The 18,784-nt window shown below is 45.2% G+C and carries 7 protein-coding genes; all 7 read right to left on the bottom strand.

Features of this window, described 5'->3' with window-relative positions:
* Nucleotides 1-117: 117 nt before the first annotated feature.
* The 7 genes from RID53_RS17940 to RID53_RS17970 all read right to left on the bottom strand — a co-directional run bounded on the left by RID53_RS17940 (nucleotide 118) and on the right by RID53_RS17970 (nucleotide 18,663).
* Nucleotides 118-1,950 (bottom strand): VWA domain-containing protein, encoded by a 1,833-nt coding sequence (locus tag RID53_RS17940; protein WP_446389393.1) that lies wholly within the window; start codon nucleotides 1,948-1,950, stop codon nucleotides 118-120.
* Nucleotides 1,951-2,192: 242 nt separating this feature from the next.
* Entirely contained in the window at nucleotides 2,193-4,448 is a 2,256-nt protein-coding gene (locus tag RID53_RS17945) for a caspase family protein (protein WP_446389394.1), read from the bottom strand.
* A 783-nt stretch (nucleotides 4,449-5,231) separates the two neighbouring features.
* Complete coding sequence (locus tag RID53_RS17950) at nucleotides 5,232-7,382, bottom strand: CHASE2 domain-containing protein (protein ID WP_446389395.1); 2,151 nt, start codon at nucleotides 7,380-7,382, stop codon at nucleotides 5,232-5,234.
* 57 nt (nucleotides 7,383-7,439) lie between these two features.
* A complete protein-coding gene (locus RID53_RS17955; protein WP_446389396.1) occupies nucleotides 7,440-8,783 on the bottom strand; it encodes a DUF928 domain-containing protein in 1,344 nt (447 codons plus the stop codon).
* 28 nt (nucleotides 8,784-8,811) lie between these two features.
* Nucleotides 8,812-11,478 carry a CHAT domain-containing protein gene (locus tag RID53_RS17960; RefSeq protein ID WP_446389397.1) on the bottom strand — a complete coding sequence of 889 codons (2,667 nt, stop codon included), beginning with the start codon at nucleotides 11,476-11,478 and terminating at the stop codon, nucleotides 8,812-8,814.
* Between the two features lie 415 nt (nucleotides 11,479-11,893).
* Nucleotides 11,894-15,697, bottom strand: a complete 3,804-nt coding sequence (locus RID53_RS17965) for a two-partner secretion domain-containing protein (RefSeq protein WP_446389398.1) — start codon at nucleotides 15,695-15,697, stop codon at nucleotides 11,894-11,896.
* Between the two features lie 560 nt (nucleotides 15,698-16,257).
* Nucleotides 16,258-18,663 carry a hypothetical protein gene (locus RID53_RS17970; RefSeq protein ID WP_446389399.1) on the bottom strand — a complete coding sequence of 802 codons (2,406 nt, stop codon included), beginning with the start codon at nucleotides 18,661-18,663 and terminating at the stop codon, nucleotides 16,258-16,260.
* Nucleotides 18,664-18,784 lie beyond the last annotated feature (121 nt).

Here is an 18,784-nt window from a genome sequence, read left to right on the forward strand (position 1 = left end):
TACTGGTTGAACTCAACATCTTCATTAAATCAGATGAGTTCCCGAGATGTGGACTGATAACTGTCTGTGTAATTAAGCCATCACTAATAGGTTTTAATATCTATCTTACTTTCACAACTACTGAACTAATTTGCGAATTTTACCATAAGCAATATAGGAACCTCCCTGGGGATTTTCTTTCACCTCATCAACTACATATAACATGCCTTCCTCTCGAATAGTGCGCGGAAAACGGATATTGTAGTCAGGATTATAGCCATCAGAAACAACTCTGGCTCGCAGTTTTTTCCCGTCCTTGATACACTGAACTAGAACCCCATCTCCCACCGTATCTGTGGTTTCTAAATCAGCCGCCGTTCCTTGGGCTTTAGCGGTTTGTAATTGTTTAGCTTGGCGGGTTTTTTGAGTGGATGCTTTTTCTTCACCCGGTTTAACCAGGCGGCGAATGGTTCCTGAGGCGCGATAAAATGTGCCATTAGCAGAAGGAGTAATTTCATCCACGACATAGGTGACACCTTGTTCGCGGATACTGCGGGGAAACTGCACGTTGAAATCCGGATTATATCCCTCAGAAATAACCCGCACTCGTAGCTTACCTCCAACCCGTTCACATTTGACTAAAACACCACTGTCGGGATTCGTCGTTACCTCTAACCCACTAGCAGCACCTGCTGTGGTTCCCCGGAATTTTAAATCTTCGCGATCGCGGGTTTGGGTTTGATAGGATTGATCGCGCATTTCTTTGCGAATTGCCCGGTCAAATCGTCGATTTTCTAAACATTGGGCATAGTAGTCCAGTTGGGCTATTTCTTCGGCAATGTCAAAGAATTCGTCTAATGTCTTGCGTTTGAGTTCCTCAATCGTTTCCCGCAGCTTAACCACCGCTTGTTGAAAATCTCCTTTGTCCGCCAGGGAAACGGCTTCATCTTTTAATTTGGCAATTCTTAACTGAGAGGTTTGTTCCAAGACTTGCGGATCAGGCTGGACGTCTTTGGCTTGTGCTTCTGAACCGACGGTTAAGGTAATGGAAAACTGATTGCTAATGTCTTGGATACTGCCTTCGACAATGGTTTGATAGTCATACGTCACTGTAGCAATTGTCGTCGTTCCCGATTGCGATCGCGGGGACACGGTTAAGGGAATTGCTAAGGGCTTTTGTTCAACGCCATACACATCCCCCAAGACAACCTCTACCGTATTACCCACTTGGGAAAACCGATAATTATTGAGAATCTCGCCAACCTCAACAAATTCTTCTGGTTGTAGCCTCACCCTGAGATTTTGCGCCACAACTGACACCAGACTTTCCATCTCAATGTCAAACACTTGGGAGGCATCATCGGGAGACTGAATGAAATAGAAATTCCCCCGGGCAGCCTTTGCCATGTTAATCAGTAAATCTTCGTTAAAATTATTACCAAATCCTAAGGTTGTGGTAACAATATCCGCTTCTGCTTTTTCTAAGGCTGTTTTCGTCAGCACTTGCGGATCTTTAATCCCATAATTTGCCAATCCATCAGTTAAGAGTAAGACACGATTAATCCGTTCCGGGCTTTGGTTGGCTTGAACTTGAGTACATCCCAACAACCAGCCGCCACTTAAGTTAGTGCAACCCCCGGCGCGAATTTTGCCAATTTTAGTTTTCAGGGCGGCTTTATCGCTAACTAATGCTGGGGGAATAATCACCTCGGCGGTGTCATCGTAAATCACTACCGAAACAAAATCATCGGGGGTGAGATGATCAATAAGATTTTGGGCGGCTTGAATGGCATATCGTAGCGGCGTTCCTCCCATTGATCCCGACCGATCTAAGACTAAGCTGAGATTCAGGGGACGACGAGAGGAGTTCTGCTGATTCAACTCCGAGCCTTGAAAGCTAATCAGTAAGTCTACGGTTGAGGGACTGTCTGCGGCAATTAACGATTGACTGAGGGTGTAACTGGCTTTCATATCCACCGATTGGCATTAAAGGTTTAGATGACATTATTTCATTTTAGTTTAACTAATTAAAAACAAGGGCTGGGATGTCATACCAAGTTGCAGTCTAATGTAGAACTTTCTTTTTCTCCCTATCTCCCTATCTCCCTATCTCCCCCTCACCCTCTCACCCTCTCACCCCATCTACTCTATCTGCTATCTTTGAACGCAACTTGGTATCAGGGAGACGTTCCCAGGGAATGTCTCTACCGTTGTTAATCTTCGTCATCGTCATAAATGAAATCGGGCGGCGGTGGAATATCGGGAACGAGTTCAATTGTCATTCCTTGTTCAAACATGCAGGAATCTATATCCTCTTCGTCTAAGATTACCTCCCGATGCGCCCAAGCTAAACCTTGATTGGGAAGTTTTATTTCTATCCAGCCGCCTTTGGTTTGTTTGCCTGTGATTGGGACTTGTTCTCTAGTTAAATAGGTAATCACATTATCGCGAAATGATGCTGGGTCAGAACGAACATTTCCGGTAACAATCACTGAACAAGTGGCAGGTTCGGGCGATGGTTTAGGTTCAGGAGAGGGAGAAGGCGATGGGGAGGGACTGGAAGTAGCACCGTTGGGGGATTTTGTCGCTGTGGGAGAAGTAGTTGGTGATGATACAACGGTATCCGTTGCATCGGTTGACGGTTGTACGGCGGCACGATTAAATAAACTAATCAGTAGAGCTAATGTAGCTAAACCGCCACCAATTCCTGCCCAAAGGAGGAGTTTATTGGAGGATTTAGAAACGGCGGGTTCAGGATTTAAGAAATTGCTAAGATTTGATGATACTTGAACGCCAGAAGTCGGTTCGGTTTCCGGTTCGTCTGGCGTTTGCATATACCATTCGGGGATAGAATTGGGTTTTAATGAGAGTCGATCAGGTTGATTGTTATTGGATGCCGTTGACTCTTGGGTTGGTTCAGGATTAATGGAGTCAAAGGTGGATGAGGGCGCGATCGCACTCTCCTGTTGTGGCGATGGAACCTCTGGCGGTGTGGAGGCGTAGACGGGTGGTGCTGTGGGATCAAGGGGTTGGTTGGCTGGGACAGTATCTTCTAGTTGGGGTGATACTTCCATCGGTGTGGATGACGGGATAGGGGGTGCTGAGGAATCAAGGGGTTGGTTGGCTGAGACACTATCCTCGGCTTCAGGTGACACTTCCCCAGGTTTAGAGGCTGACACAGGGGGTGCTGTGGGTTCAACGGATTGAGTCGGTGGAACGTTATCCCCGGATTGGGGTAACATCTCTCTCGGTGTGGAGGCGTCGCTGGTTTCTTCTTGATCTCGTTGATCCCGAATGAGTGAAACAGAACGCCGACTGAGAGAGTCTCGAATGTCTGTTCCGCCGCGTCTTTCCATATCGGAATCACTGTCGAGATTCGGTTGGGACGCCAAGCGAGATTGCTTTTGGGATAGGATTATTTCTTCGGTGTCTTTAATATCTTGATCTCTCAATCCTAAAGACTGTTGCAAATCTTTTAAGAGTTTACGAGACTTGGGATTAAGTGAATTATCGGCTCGGAAAACTTCCCGAAACGCTTGTTTATATCGCTGTAATTTTTCCTGATACTCGCGATAGGGAGTTAACACTTGGGCTTCTATCGCCGCACAATCGGCTGGAGTGAGATGTAGACTTTGGGCTAATGTATCCAGAGCCGAACGACCCCCAACAGAAATTTCACCCCCTCTAATCCAGCGCTGTGCTTCTTTACGATACTTTAAGGTGAGACGATTTAGGGGGACTTGACTCAGGGCGATCGCTTGATAGGGTTCGCTAGCATATAATCTAGGTTTTAAAGCGGGAGCAACGATTTTAAGCTGCTGAGAAACATAGTCATGAAGTTCCTTGACACAAATCCAATCATCGTGATTGCGATCGGCGAGTCCTGTTGCGAGTCCTTCGATTAAGTAACGAGTGTAATCCGAGGGTTGAGAGGATTTGGATTGGTTAAAATAGGGAATGGAACTAAAACAGCTTAGAAACGCCCACTTTTCACCCGTCAGTTGTTGTTTTATCCCGCCTTCATTATAGTCGTTTGCGGTTATTTCCCAATCCAAAATATTGCTACAATAACCGTCGATAATCACAATATTCTGCGGACAGGGACTGTTGCTAAGTATATCCTGGATTAAACAAGCTGGAACAACGGTTGCCTTAACTAATTCTTTTTGCGAATGCTCATCGCTCATGCGAGTGGCAGTGATGCTAGTTCCTAAATATACAGTATCGTGATAATCTTGGATACATTGACCCGAAAAAAATAGCAACACTACATCTTCCTCGCCACGCTTACTCAACAGCGTTTCGAGAGTTTCCCGCATCACGGGAGGATTCGGATTGATCAGCGTTTCTATCTCGTCAAAAGAATACTGCAAAACACGTTGCATCGCTTCAACAGCGTTAACGGCTCCGGGTACGGGGTGAAAACCATAGCCGTACTCACTTACCCCAATCAGCAATGCTATTTTCACAACTGGTGATTCCCTAGACTGCTACAACGTTTTGTGCTGCCTAAATTACTACCTTCAAGATTTTTTCAGGCAATTAGTGACCCTAAGTTGGAAGTCACTTGCCTGACTAAGCGGTTGTACATTTTATCTGCTATTGTTATGGGTTTTGTCCGTTATTGCGGAATCAACTGACCCTGTCCTTACCCTGCAAACAGCCAGGATGTCAAGGCAGACCTTGAAATGTGTGTTAGCTTAGACTCTTGATGGTTGTCGTTGAGTACACCCTCTTTAAACCTTTACTTCTGTTAAATCCGGATAGACAGGCAGATATCTACCGAAAGGCTAATTTTTTGGGTCTATTTACAAACCTATACATTGATCGTAAACTATATTTTTTTATGTGGCTACTCTGGCTTTTTTTCTTGTGGCTAGAGTTTGTGGCAATTTGATAGCCAAAATCAAATCCCCCAAGACCATTTATCCAGTTGTTAAATGGTTTCAGACATTTACCAGGTATCCAGGTAGGGGGCATATTAGGTTAGAGTCATAAAAATCACCCGATTGGTAGACTCCGGAGATAAAAAAATGTCCCTATTAATTTTTGATCAGAGTGTAATTAGGGGGTGCTGAATAAGTGTTGTGGTGAGGGGAAGCTGGGGGATCTGGGGGAGCAAGGGCACATTTTTCCTGAGCAAGGTGATGCCATACTTATGAAGAATACTACCCGATTTGCTTGAATCAAACTCTCTGTCAATAAAGCTCAAAGTATTGATGGCTAATGGTTTTGGCTTTGTGCAGCAAGCCCTAAGTATCTTGCTTAAGTACAACTAACGTAATATCGTCAAAAACCTTTTGTTTGCCAATAAATTGCCGCACATCATCAATAATCGCATCTTTAATGGCTTCGGCGGATTTATCCCAGTTTTGACAAATCACATCACACAATCGATCTAACCCGTATTGTTCATTCTCCATATTTTCAGCTTCAGGAATACCATCGGTGTAAAGGACAATGCTGTCACCGGGATTTAATTCAATTAACGCCCGATCAATAAAATCAGCAATTTCATCATCTAAGGCGATCGGAAATCCCAAATCCATGGTATCAATTCGTTCAATAATTCCCCCAGCACGCACCACGATAGATTCTTCATGTTGACCACTGATACTAACTTTGCCATCGGTATAGTTGAGAATGGCTAAGGTCAAGTTGCGATCCGAATTCATCCGTTGCACATTTTTGTAAAGCGTGCGGTTGAGGGTATCCAGAAACTTAACGGGATCACGTTCCCGAATTTCATCGAGGGTGCGAACAACGGTTTGGGTCATCATCATTAAAATACCACTTTCTAACCCATGTCCGGTTACATCGCCAATGCCAATGGTGACGACATTATCCGTGCAGAGGATGTCATAGTAATCGCCGCCAACTTCATCAGCCGGTTCCATAAACCCAGCCAGATCTAATCCTTCAATGGCTTCTAATTCCTCAGACGTGGGCAGGATCATATATTGCAGTTGACGGGCGACATCAAGTTCGGCACTCATCCGCAGGTTTTCGGCTTTGAGTTTTTCGTTGAGTTGACTAATTTCCTCATTCGCTTGGGCGAGTTCAGCGGTGCGTTCTTTAACTTTATCTTCTAAGTTATGGGCATAATCTTCTAATTTCTGATAGGAAATCATCAGATTTTGCCACAAAACCTGACCGACGCTCAAGGTAGCCGCAACAACTACGGCTAATAAAGGCGTAAACACAGGAACTAACCAACCGTAGAGAAAAGCAAAATAGGAACTGGCAACAATAATTCCTACCGCGATCAATAACCCACCAAGCGTTAGCCAGCGTCGGTGGATATAGAATGAGCCAAGGGTGGCACTGTATCCTGACCAAACAACAATCAGTAGCCAGTGTATGGGTTTCGTGGTTGCCCGTAACATCGGACGCCCTGATAGAGCGGCGCTGAGAATCTGACTGGTGATATTCGCATGGATGACCACACCGGGCATTAAATCCGTGGAGACAGCTAGATTGCTATTATAAGGGGTGAGATAGTTATCATTAAGACTAGGCGCTTTTGCCCCAATCAAAACGATGCGATCGCGGAAGAAGTTTGCTGGGATGCGGTTCTCCAAGACATCGGTCATGGAAATATTCGGAAAGCGATCCAGTCCGCCGCGATAGTTCATCAGGATTTGATACCAACCCAAATCCGATTCTTTGTAGAATCCATCATTTTTACTCAGGGGAATAAAGGTGGCTTTTCCTAAACCGAAGATTTGTTTGTCAGGATTGATCGCTTCCAATTCAATCCCTTGGTCGGCTAAATAGTCTAAAGCCAGTTTTACACTAAAGCCTTGCATTAAACCACTTTCAGCTTCACCGAGGACAAGAGCGCGGCGATTTTTGCCATCGTTATCCAGGAACAGATCGTTAGCCCCCATTTGATCTTTATCGGCTAATGTGGGTGGCGGGTCGATGGTATCTCCGGCAATTTTGGTAATTCCAATGAGGTTTGGGGTGGTTTTAAACACCTCAACTAGGTCTTCATATCCCGGTTCTACGGGTAAATCTCGATAAATATCTAACCCGATCACGTTGGGGTTTTGGGCATTAATAGTCCGGAGCAGTTTTGCCATGACTTGATCGGACATGGGCCACTGCACCACATAATCAATATCTTCTTCATCAATCGTGACGATAGCAATTCGCTCATCAACGGGTTCTTGGGGACGCAGGAGAAAGAATTGATCTAAAATCAACCATTCTAAAACCCGAAAAATCCCCAAATAACTGCCAGCAATAATGAAACCTGCCACACAAGGCGTAATCAGCAAAACCCCTTGCCAGCGTTGCAATAATGCCTGTAGAGACGTGTCAGGGTTCATCTTAATTGTTGACCCCTCACCTTGTTCAATGGCTTGATTTTCCGTCTTGGTTAATGAGTCATCACTCATGATATGTTCCCCCTGCTCCCAGACGCGCCATGGCGCGTCTCTACATTTCTCTGTCTTCTACTCAAAGGCAAAGGGTTGAGACGCGATCGCTTCCAGGTCAACTTGTTCTAATAAATCGTGCCATTCGGTACTATAGGTTTCATTCATCGGTTCAGATTGTTGAGCCTCAACTAAAACCTGCAACGTATCATACCAGATCCCTGCCTCGGCATATTTAGTTGCCAGCTTCACAGGAGAGTCCGCAAACTCTTGCTCATTGACTGTATTTTCAACCCGCTTCACCCATCCCGTCACCGCATAATTATCGGGTCGTAAAATTCCACCCGGTTCAATGGGGGCAAAATACCACAAATAATTCTTATCGATTTCCAATCCCGGTGTGTCTGGGGGTAGGGTAATCGCCATGACTCCACCTTGGGGAGGGACATTCAATATGGTGTGGTAATGAGAATTCCCCGCTTCATCTTGGATACTAAAAAAGACCTTCCGTGCGCCAATAGGAGGTAAATAAACATAGATTGTGGGACGAGGTGAAACCGTGCGTCCATGTTTCGTCGGCGGAACTAATGCGGTAAGTGCAGGAATGTCACTGACCGGATTTTCTTCTAATGTTTCTACATCCACTGGGGTTGGGGGAACTGAATCTTCACTGGGGAGAAATAGTTCAACATCACCTCGGATACCCCCACCAGTGCTGGTATAGGGGTTTTTCCCATCAGCCGGTAAGCTAAACTCCACATCTCCTCTAGTTCCACCCGCCACACCACTACGGGGTGCGGAACCACCAGGTAAGCTAAATTCCACATCTCCTCTAGTTCCCCCAGCCACACCACTACGGGGTGCAGAACCACCCGGTAAAGCAAACTGCACATCTCCCCTGACGCCTCCAGCTACACCACTCTGAGGTGCAGCACCACCCGGTAAAGCAAACTGCACATCTCCTCTAGTTCCTCCAGCTACGCCACTCCGAGGTGCAGCACCGCCAGGTAAAGCAAACTGTACATCCCCTCTGACGCCTCCAGCCACACCACTACGGGGTGCGGAACCGCCAGGTAAAGCAAATTGCACATCTCCTCTGACGCCCCCACCAATACCACTACGGGGTGCAGAATCTTGGGGAAGTCCAAACTGCACATCCCCTCTGACACCCCCACCAACACCCGAACGAGGCGCAGAATCTTGGGGAAGACCAAACTGTACCTGACCTCGTACCCCCCCACCAACAGGGCTTTTCGGAACATTATCGTCGGGAAGACTGAAGTCTATACTGATCAGGTTATCGTTGATGGGAGGTTCCGACTCTAAGGGGACAAAACGTGCTAAAGCAGCATTAGCTGTTAATACGAAGACTGTCCCCGTTACTGTAGCGGATAAGAGAGTTTGGCAGATTGCTGGAGTCATGGTCAACTTTCCTTGAATGCTTAATAGCCTATAGCCAATTACCGATCAGAACGAACGATGCCCAAAAATAGGGATGTTTGTATAAGGGTTCTTCGAGAAGACTAAGCTGTGCTTGTCGCAATGCTTCAGCTTTGCTCACCTTCAGATCCGTTAGTTGGTGATAGAATTCCTGCATCATTTTTGAAGTGGATTCATCACTCACTGACCAGAGACTGGCGATTGTACTTTTTGCACCCGATCGCAGGGCAAATCCTGCTAAACCTAATGTAGCTCGATTATCTCCGGCTGCGGTTTGACAGGCACTCATGACTAATAGTTCAATCGGTTGTAGTAGCCCCAGCCGCCGTTTTTGAAAGATTAGATCGAAGTCTTCTATGGAAATGCGATCGCTCCAGGTGAGCAGAAAGGTTTCCTCCGGATTAGAACTGAATTGACCGTGAGTCGCCAGGTGAACGATGGGGAAGGATTGGTTGTTAATCAGTTCTTTAAATGTGCCGAAGGTAAAGGTTTCATTAAATAGCACTTTAGAGTTGACTTGTTGCGACACTTGCGCTATCTCTTCATCAACGCCGGGTAAGGGACTAAACCCTTGACGCGCTTCGGTTAACCCAGCGGCTAATAAACGCAGTTCCTCTTGGGAGAGTCCTTGGGGAAACAGTTGTAATCCGGGGCTGAAGACAACCCGATACTTTTGCAGGATATACTGTTCTCCATCATAGAGTGCCGCCATGGGTAAGTTGCGGAGAAAGCCATCGGGGACAAATACCAGCGTCTGGATATCTTGGCTAGTCATCGCCGCTTCAGCGGGTTGGATTAACCAGGTATACACCTGTTGAGAGAGTTTTAACCGTTCGCTACTCGGATAGCCAGGAGACAGGGCGGAATACAGTTGTGTCAGCGTGGATTCAACCTCAGCTTGGGTGAGTTGAGTGGCGTAGTGGGTGAGGGGTTGATTGGGAATCGAGAGGATTACTTCCAAGCGATCGGGTAATATAATTGGATAAATTACCGCTGCTTGGGTATCAATTTCTTCTAAAGCAACCGGATTAGTATCTAAACAAGCATCTTGGAAAAAGTTATCCAGTTCGGCTAATTGCAACGCTTCCATCACATCACGGGCTTGTTGCAAATTGGCTTGATTATCCCCTGCTGTTAACAGTAAGCTAACAAGCTGGCGATAGAGGGGTTCAATCCCTTCTTTAAAGTCGAACTGAACATCGGCACTAATCGCCACTAAATCACTGCGTAGGGATTGGATATTATCAAAGGCAATTTTATAAGCGGCGAGGGCTTCGTTGGTTTTGCCTTGTTTTTGCAGGATTTCACCCAATTGTCCCCCCGCCCGTGCCGCGATATCGTCGGCGTTAATTTCTTGAGCGAGTTTTAGTGACTGTTGGGATAGGGTTTGACTATCGTTTAGTTTCCCATTCGCCTGATACAGTTTACCCAATTGATACAGGGCATAAGCTTCGGCTCTAGGATCGTTAATTTGTCGGGCTTGGTTAACGGCTTTCGCCAAGAGTTTTGATGTATCCACTGCCAAGGAGTCTGACATCCCGGCTTCATCGTATTTCATCAAACTATCTGCCAGATTAATTTGGGCATAAATTGCCGGACGCGAGGCAGACAGTTGGTTCACTTTGGGGGTGATAATGGGGATAAATTCTTGGGCGACATCCCAGCGTTGTAACTCGATTAACATTCGCAATTGATTCAGTTGCGCTTCTAGTTGAGTTAGGGGATCAGGGGTTAATTCGGCGGCTTGTTGATAGTACGTCCAAGCGACGGCATATTCTTGTAAATCTCGCGCTACATTGCCAATGCTAAATAGTGCCTCACTGGTATCTTGGGGTGAGTTTAACTGTTGACTAATTTGCCAACTGGCTTCTAACACGGCTTTCGACTGGCGCAGTTGACCCAGGGTTTGTAATGCCACACCTAAACTTCTCAATCCCTTGGCTTTCAGCAGACTATTGGGTTCCGTTTGTAATTCACTCACCAATTGTTCCAAGAGAGACTTGGCTCGTCGATATTTTCCCAAGGTTTGTAAGGCTTGGGCTTGGTTAATTTGGCTGATTAATTGTCCGGTTTTGTCGTCTGCCTGTTCATAAATGGAGGCGGCTTTTTTCCAGGTATCTAACGCGGTTTGGCTTTGTCCTTGCAGCAGGTGAATCGTGCCTTGAGTATTCAAGGCTTGGGCAAGGAGTAAGCGGGTATTTTTGTCAGTATCCGGTTGAGATTTTAACAGGTTTAAACTTTGTGCGATCGCGCTTTGGGCAGATTCCGTATTTCCTAATTCTTTATACGCCAACGCCAGGTAATTCAACGCCTGGGCTTGCTTGAGAATGAACCCCTCAGCGGCAAAAGTATCTGCTGCGTCTTGCCAGACTCTTGCAGCTTGGTCAAATTGTCCAGCTTGATAATAAAGTTTCCCCTGTTCAACTAAATCTGATGGTTCAACCGTTTGGCTGTAGAGAGGTTCTATTGGGGGTTCTACTATTTCCGCCCGGTTCTCGACGATTTCCTCCGTCTGATTCCCCATACCCAACGGAGGATAAGCTGCCGTTGCTGGCAACTTGGGTGATTGTAAAGATAGGGTTAGGAAAAAAGCACCCAGAATCAAAGCAATAAAAGAACGGGGGCGTTTCAGCCAACCCTTAAGTGTTTTGTTTACTTGAGAATAGGTTTTACTCATAGTCATTCATTTATGCATCTCTTAAATAATTCGTAGGGGCGCACCGACGTGCGCCCTTTGCCCTTTCCCCACCGACGTGCGCCCTATTCACCGACATATACCCAGATATTGCTCAAAATTTAAACTTCTCTAAATCCCCTTAAAAAGAAAGACTTTGAGAAAACTATTGTTTTTTTGCCTCCCTTTTCTGAAAATTATTGCTTCTTCCCCAGGAATTTTTGCTTCTTGTTCCCCCCTTTTAAAGGAGGGTTAGGGGGGATCTCTTACCCACCTAAAGCTTCTGATGCTAAATCCACCTTTGTCACCCCCTTGATACCTTAAGTCCTGTTGCCTGTTGCTTGTTGCCTTGTCCCCACTATAAAGGAGGTAGTTGACCCGGATTGAGTATGATGCAATACCTCGATAAGGGCGCACGTCAGTGCGCCCCTACACAATTGGCGTATTGATTCGGTAATGTCTCTTGAGGCACAGCCGCCACTAATTCAATCTCTCCTTGTTCATTTTTTACCCAACCCGTCGCTTCCACAAGATACCGCCGTTCAGAAGTTGATTCTACCGGATTCGGAACAGGCTGTTTAGCTTGAGGCTGATTTTCCGGTGCAGTTGCGGCAAAATCGCGCACATCCGATAACAAGGTTTGACCGCGAATCGGTGCCGTAGGATCACTGGGGACTCCTCCTCGCCCAGTAATTGTAAACACATTCCCCTCAGCCGCCGCACAGGTTTTCACCACTTGGTTACTGGTATCAGCAAGTTGATCCGGTAGTTTGATTAATCCTGATTCAGGATCAATCTCTGGACTCGTTAGCGAGAATGTACCATCAATACCCAACTCAGAACTAACAGTAATGTCATTAGTCATGACTTCTCGTGGGTTATCTAAGTCCCGAAACTCAATAAAAAAGAGATCATTTGTTGAAATACCAATATTACCTCCATCACCCTCGAAGGCATTAGCGGTAATATCGCTATTTTGTCCAGGAACGGCAACAACAAATGGGGTAGCGATTTGAATATTTCCTCCATTCCCGAACCCACTATCTATCCCGGCTGTCGCTGAAATTAAACTCCCTCCGCGCAAGATTATTATATTGTCTAAGGATAGGGCAATATTCCCCCCATCATCACTGGCGGCTTCTGCCGAAATCCGACCATTATCTAGAATCAATTGACCGCCTTGAAGCTGAATACTTCCCCCTGTTCCTGTACCTTCGCTATCTACGGAAATTGCTCCACCATCGCGAATTTGAACCAAGTTTGGATCAATGAAGATACTGCCACTATTTCCTGTAGACTCTGGGGTTGTACTGGAAAAGATACCTGTATTTTCACCCATAATGGTAATCACGTTGTCCACATTGACAACTGTGTTCCCGGCATTACCACTTCCGGCGGTATCGGTGCTGATTTGCGCTCCATCTTTCAAGATGAGAGCGTTTCCAGTAATCTCAACTAAACCGCCATTTCCTGATGAACCTTCGGCAGCATTAGAAAACACACCTGTATCTTCACCAAAAAGTTGAATTGAGTTAGCGTTGACGAATATTTTGCCCGCATCTTGGCTACTTTCAGTCAACGCTTCTAACTGTGCGCCGTTCCTAACAGATAGGGATGCGGCATTAATCGTTAATGTGCCGCCACCTCCAGTTGCACCCGCCAAGGTTCCGACATACACACCACTAGGGTCAAAGTCCCCACCTTTATCGCCATCAAATATAGCTGCCCCAGTTACATCAATATTAATATTTCCGGCATTACTCCCTGCTTCTGATTGACCACTGGTACTGGCACTAATAAATCCACTATCCGTTACCGAAAGCTGATTTGTATTAATGGTAATGTCGTTCCCTTGACCCTTTGATGTGGGTGCAACCTCACTTAGAATACCACTAGGGATTGGGAAGTTTGGACCCAGTACAGCACCCTTAATCTCAATTTCATCAGCATTAACATCAATTTGACCCGCATTTCCTGATGCGACAGTCGTCGTTCTAATTTGTCCCCCATCTTCCAGCAAAAGTTTACCCGTCTCGACTGAAACCATCCCCGCATTGCCATTCCCTCGACGAATGCCCATTGGAAATAAGGCATCAGGCAAGGCAGGAAAATCGGATGCATCAGCAAAAAACGGACCGTTAGGAATATTCAAAAAAGGCAGTACCGCACTCACAATCCCACTAGGGTTGTCGCCTGATGTTCCAATTAATTTAATTGATTCCGTGGCAATAACACTAACATTTCCAGCGTTTCCTACACCTGCTGTGGAAGAAAAAATCTGGCTGCCATCTGTAGCCATCAGTGTGTTTGTGGTTACTACCACCTCTCCAGCATTGCCTCCCCTGACAAAAGAGGTTTCACTGGAAATTGTACTACTATTTTCTAGGACTATGGAATCAGCCTCGACGCTGACAGCACCAGCGTTTCCTGTACCTGATGTTGCTGTGTTGATTCTACTCCCTTGGCGCAGGCTCAAGGAACTGGTGGAAATATTGATAGCACCACCTTGTTCGCTACCGACGTAAAGAGTTTCAACTTCATTGTTATTTGTTAATTGAATGGTAGGAGCTGTGAGACTGATATCACCGCCAAGCCCATTAGCTTGAGTAAAACTCACACTTTCAATCTTACTTGAGTCATTAAAAAGAATTGACGTACCACTATTCATCGTTACATCACCGCCAACTAATCCCACGGATGCAATTTCACTGTTAGCCGCAATAGAAAGATCTCCACGAGCATCAATGGCAATGTCTCCCCCTAGCTCAAACATTGGTAATTGGGGTTCCAATTTATCTGCGGCTGTAATAAGACTTTCGACTTGAATACTGCCATTGGATAAAGCTAAGTTGGGTTGATATTGATTCGTCAGTAGGACTAAACCACCAGATTGGGCAATTTCAATCTTACCCACGCTAATATTAGAACCACTGAGAGAAGGCGTTTCAAATGTAACCGAACCTGTAGGAATATCCGTTGGTGTTGGAATACCTGGAACTCCCGTAAATGGCGCTTGAGTCCAGTCAATTCCGGCTCTCACATCTAAGGTTGCTTGACTATCTCCATTGACAGTAACCGAAGTGCCATCAGACAATGTAACATTACTCAGGGCGCTATAGGGTGTATTTGTTCCCGGAATCAGGGTGTCATTGTTACTGTTAATTGTGCTAGCCGTTGGTCCCGTATTATTAATGGTAACTGTGCCTAACTCAACACTTCCTCCTGCCAAGATATGTAGCGACGCACCCTCATAATTACCGAGTTTCACATCACCTGCAGCTAGGACAATGGGATCATCGGCGGCAAAACTATTCCCTGGAGTCCCGTCGAGTTGCTCAACCGAAAATTGACCATTAGTGGCATAATGACCATCAAGTTGAATGTCATTAGCTGAACGCAGAGTCATGTTGCCGTTGGAACTCAAGCCACTATTTGCATGGTTTAAGATAGATAGGGTTAAGCCTTGATTTCCTTGGGCGACAAATTCACCCCCAGCCATGGCGATAAATGGATTAGTCGCCGTATCTTCTATGGTTAATAGTTCTGAGGCTTTGAGTTTCAGGTCGCTCCCAGCTGTTAATTGACCCCCTTCTAGGTCAATCGTTTGACCGATGAATGATAAATCTTGTCCGGCTGATAAATTTCCTGTACTGGTAATGTCTCCAGTCGGGGGTAACCATTGAGAAATACCTAAAGGAGTCGTAACGGTGAGCAAGGGGGGCGAATCAGGATTCGTAGCGCTGAATGTATACCCATTGTCGAATACGACACCACCCGATGTGCTAGCCGCAAAAGAGCCAGCAACATCCAGACGAGCATTCGGACCAAAGATAATCCCATTGGGATTGAGTAAATACAGATTGGCGTCACCCAAAACGCCTAATGTCCCAAAAATATCTGAGTGATTGTTTCCGGTGACTCGACTGAAAATATTGGCAATATCACTAGGATTGGCAAAGTAAACCTGTTGACCTTCATTGACATTAAACTGATCAAAGCTATGAAATAAGGTTGATCCTCGGCTTGCACCACCATTGATTAGATCGATAATCTGGTTATTAAGCTCAACATTGGGCGTGACAATAGAACTCTCTGAACCCAATGTGTTATCTGGCACAATTGATTGTGAAAAACTAGGCAGAGGATCACCAAAAATATAACCAAATGCGCCGCTGATTAGGGCAACTTTACAAATACTGAACCAATCACGCTTGTGAAGCATTGTCCTTCCTTCCTAGCAATCTCAATATGGCTATTTGTCAAAGCTCAGTAATGAGCTGATTTTAAGATATGACACAACTGTTTTGTTTGTTGATTGACTCACTCGAACTATCGGGGAAAACGTCACCGTTATAGTGCCGTGAGCCACCTAGTATGTAGTAAGCACTTTAGTGCTTTAATGCCCAGCTAGAGAGGGCTAAGGTCTCCTGACAACGAAGCAAGTCTGTTCCAGAATTTGAGCTGTGTCTATCCAGATAGTTGGGTTAAGCGATCGCGAAATCCAACCCAATTGAATCTTTTGTGCTGTCCCTGATATTCTCCCAATAATCCAATTCTATATAAGTTAATCATTCTAGCATATAACTAGGGTAAATATAACATTTTTTTAGTTTATTTTATGAAGGTAGATTACGCTCAAAACCTGCACTGATAGTCTTGGCTTCAACGATATATTTTTCTAAATGAGTTGTGAAAATGTGTCTACAGCTATAATCAATTGGGTGAGTCTCAGGGGCATAGGTTTTTACAGATAGAGGGTGCGTTACGCTTTGCTAACGCACCCTACAGTTTATATAGCGTTTCATTTGAGTTGTGAACCCCACCGTTGCCACCTTCAATGATCTCTGACAACGAACTTCCCTTGATTGTATCTACCCCATTGCCACCTTTTAGTGTGACAGTGGCTTTAGCAGGAGCAATGACATTAAGTTGGGATAAGTCGATATCTCCCTGACCATTTTGGGTATCAAAGGTCATCGTTGTCCCCAAAATCTCTAAGTCTGTCGCCAGATAGCCTTTGTTTTTTAAAGCATTAAGGTCTAATGTCGTCAGTCGGGTGGTAGTGACAGATGAGTCAATCACAATCTTTAAACTGCTTAAGGAATTAGTTGCTGGAGCAAGAGTATTGAGTGCGTCTTGCAAATCATTGTAGTTGATAATCTCTGTTCCTGGCGTTAAATTTTCATTCGCCAAAGACACGTCATCTGATTGGGCTAAAATAATCACGTTATCAGCGAAATCTGGAGTGACTTGAGCCTCAGCAATTGCCATCCGTTCAGTTTTGTTGGTGTTAGGATTTATTAGCTCAAGATCGCCCGAATTGAAAATATCAGCACCTCCACGACTATCTTCACTTAATGCACTCGAATAAACCATCTCCATTAATTGCTGATTAAAATCAGCAATTTGTTGTGCCGCCGTTGGATCAGTGAATGTATCCAGTGCCAGAAAAGCATTCCACTCATTGGGAATTAGACTGATCAGCCCTTTATTATCAAAGTCAAAATGAAGACCTGCTGCACCCTTTTGTCCGCTAGGAAGAAAATCGGATGTGTTATAAGCCTGTCCACTGGCTATTAGTGAATCACAATTGTCATAAATGATCTGACCCGTTACAGTGCTGATACAGTAATCGAAATCTAGAATGGTTACGTATTCGGGATTGAGCGGATCATCTGTTTTGGGATCAAACAGGTCAGAATAAATACGTACTGGCTCTCCATTACTGAGCGTCCCGATGTACCGCATAAACGGAATTGTGCCATAGTCAGCACTGGTGTTATTCGATGTGCTTGATTCAAAAACATTAGCACCGTTGGCTGCGACACTAACTTGACCCCCAACGATATTTTGCTTGACGTTTACTATCGATGAACCCGCTACTTTGTCAATTTTATCGACAGGAAGCCAAAATTTTCCTTTAACTTGCGTGTTGTTGTATTCCGATAATTTAGCATTTTCCCCTAATGAAGCGTAGATATTGTTGGTTTGAACATACTCATTACTGACAATTGTTTTTACTGTCAATTGTGCGGATTCACCAGAGGAGAGGGAAGGAATTACCACTTCCACAGAGTCTGGATTGCCATCACCCGTTAAGCTTTGACCATTGGCAGCAATATAGGGGTCAATCGTACCATCCTGATCCGGATCGTATGTATCCAAATTAATTGCGCCAGCAGGAATAAATAATTCGGAGACGTTTAACTGTAAGTCAGCACTATCGGTAATCAAAACAGACTCAGCCAGCGCTGAACCCTTGTTAGTGACGGTCAATGTATAGGAAAATTCTTCATCGGGAATTGCAATGTTTTGACCTTCTGATGTTGGGATGAATGTCTTGACAACTTCCAAGTCAATTTCTTGCCGATTGCCGAAGTCATTATCGATTCCAGGCATATCAGCAACAGTAAATTCCTCAAATCCAGCATCTGAACCATTTATTTTATCCGCACTGCCTAACTTGGCAAAGAGATAAACATAAGTGCTATCATCGGCTCCCGCAAAAGCACGTTCAGGAATATAAAATAAGGCGTCACCGGAACCACTTCCCGATGTCAACGCTGCATCAAACAGCACCGAGTTGCCTAAATCAAAAACAGCTTGTCCGCCATTTAAGGCTCCCGTTAGCGTCTGATTGCTGGGATTGTAACCACTCAGCGTAGGAGAATCGCCCAAAAAGAGTCTAAACTCTTCTAGCACGATCTCAGAAGCCCTATTCCTTTCATTCAAATCCAGGCGGATTTCGCGGAACGTTTCTCCCGCTTTCGTCACCTGTGGCAGTTCAGACAGTTGCAGCGATCGCGCTGATGTGACATCGGGTTGACTCACCGCTGCATCTGTGTTATAGCCTTCCTCTTCCGGAGTAGCTTTCAGTTTAAGAAATGAGTCATTAGTACCAGAACCCGACGCTAAATCAGCACGAACAATATAAGCACCATTGACAAATCCTGACTGATTAGCGGTTAAATCCAGAACTGAGTCTGTGAAAATATGAGGTGTCGCCTCTGTCCCCGTTTGTAAATTCGTAGCCGTTAACAAAAATGTTGCACTCGCCGAATGATCAGGATGAGCAAGCCAAAAGGATAGAGTCAGAAAAAAAGCACCTAGAAGCGGCACAAGAGAAGAACGGGGGTGCTTTAGCCAACCTTTAAGAGTTTTGTTGATTTGAGAATATATTGTACTCATGTTAATCCGTTGACAAAACTATCGATAATCCATAAGGGCGCACGTCGGTGCGCCCTACACTGATATTAAGATTCCTCCTCGACCCTCGAATGCATCAGCGGTAATATTGCTATTTTGCTCA

Origin of the sequence: Coleofasciculus sp. B1-GNL1-01 (assembly GCF_040220235.1) — a bacterium.
Lineage (GTDB): Bacteria > Cyanobacteriota > Cyanobacteriia > Cyanobacteriales > Coleofasciculaceae > Coleofasciculus.

Coding starts and splice junctions, on each gene's coding strand:
- RID53_RS17940 (WP_446389393.1), bottom strand. CDS start 1,950: ATGAAAGCCAGTTACACCCTCAGTCAATCGTTAATTGCCGCAGACAGT.
- RID53_RS17950 (WP_446389395.1), bottom strand. CDS start 7,382: ATGAGTGATGACTCATTAACCAAGACGGAAAATCAAGCCATTGAACAA.
- RID53_RS17955 (WP_446389396.1), bottom strand. CDS start 8,783: ATGACTCCAGCAATCTGCCAAACTCTCTTATCCGCTACAGTAACGGGG.
- RID53_RS17960 (WP_446389397.1), bottom strand. CDS start 11,478: ATGAGTAAAACCTATTCTCAAGTAAACAAAACACTTAAGGGTTGGCTG.
- RID53_RS17965 (WP_446389398.1), bottom strand. CDS start 15,697: ATGCTTCACAAGCGTGATTGGTTCAGTATTTGTAAAGTTGCCCTAATC.
- RID53_RS17970 (WP_446389399.1), bottom strand. CDS start 18,663: ATGAGTACAATATATTCTCAAATCAACAAAACTCTTAAAGGTTGGCTA.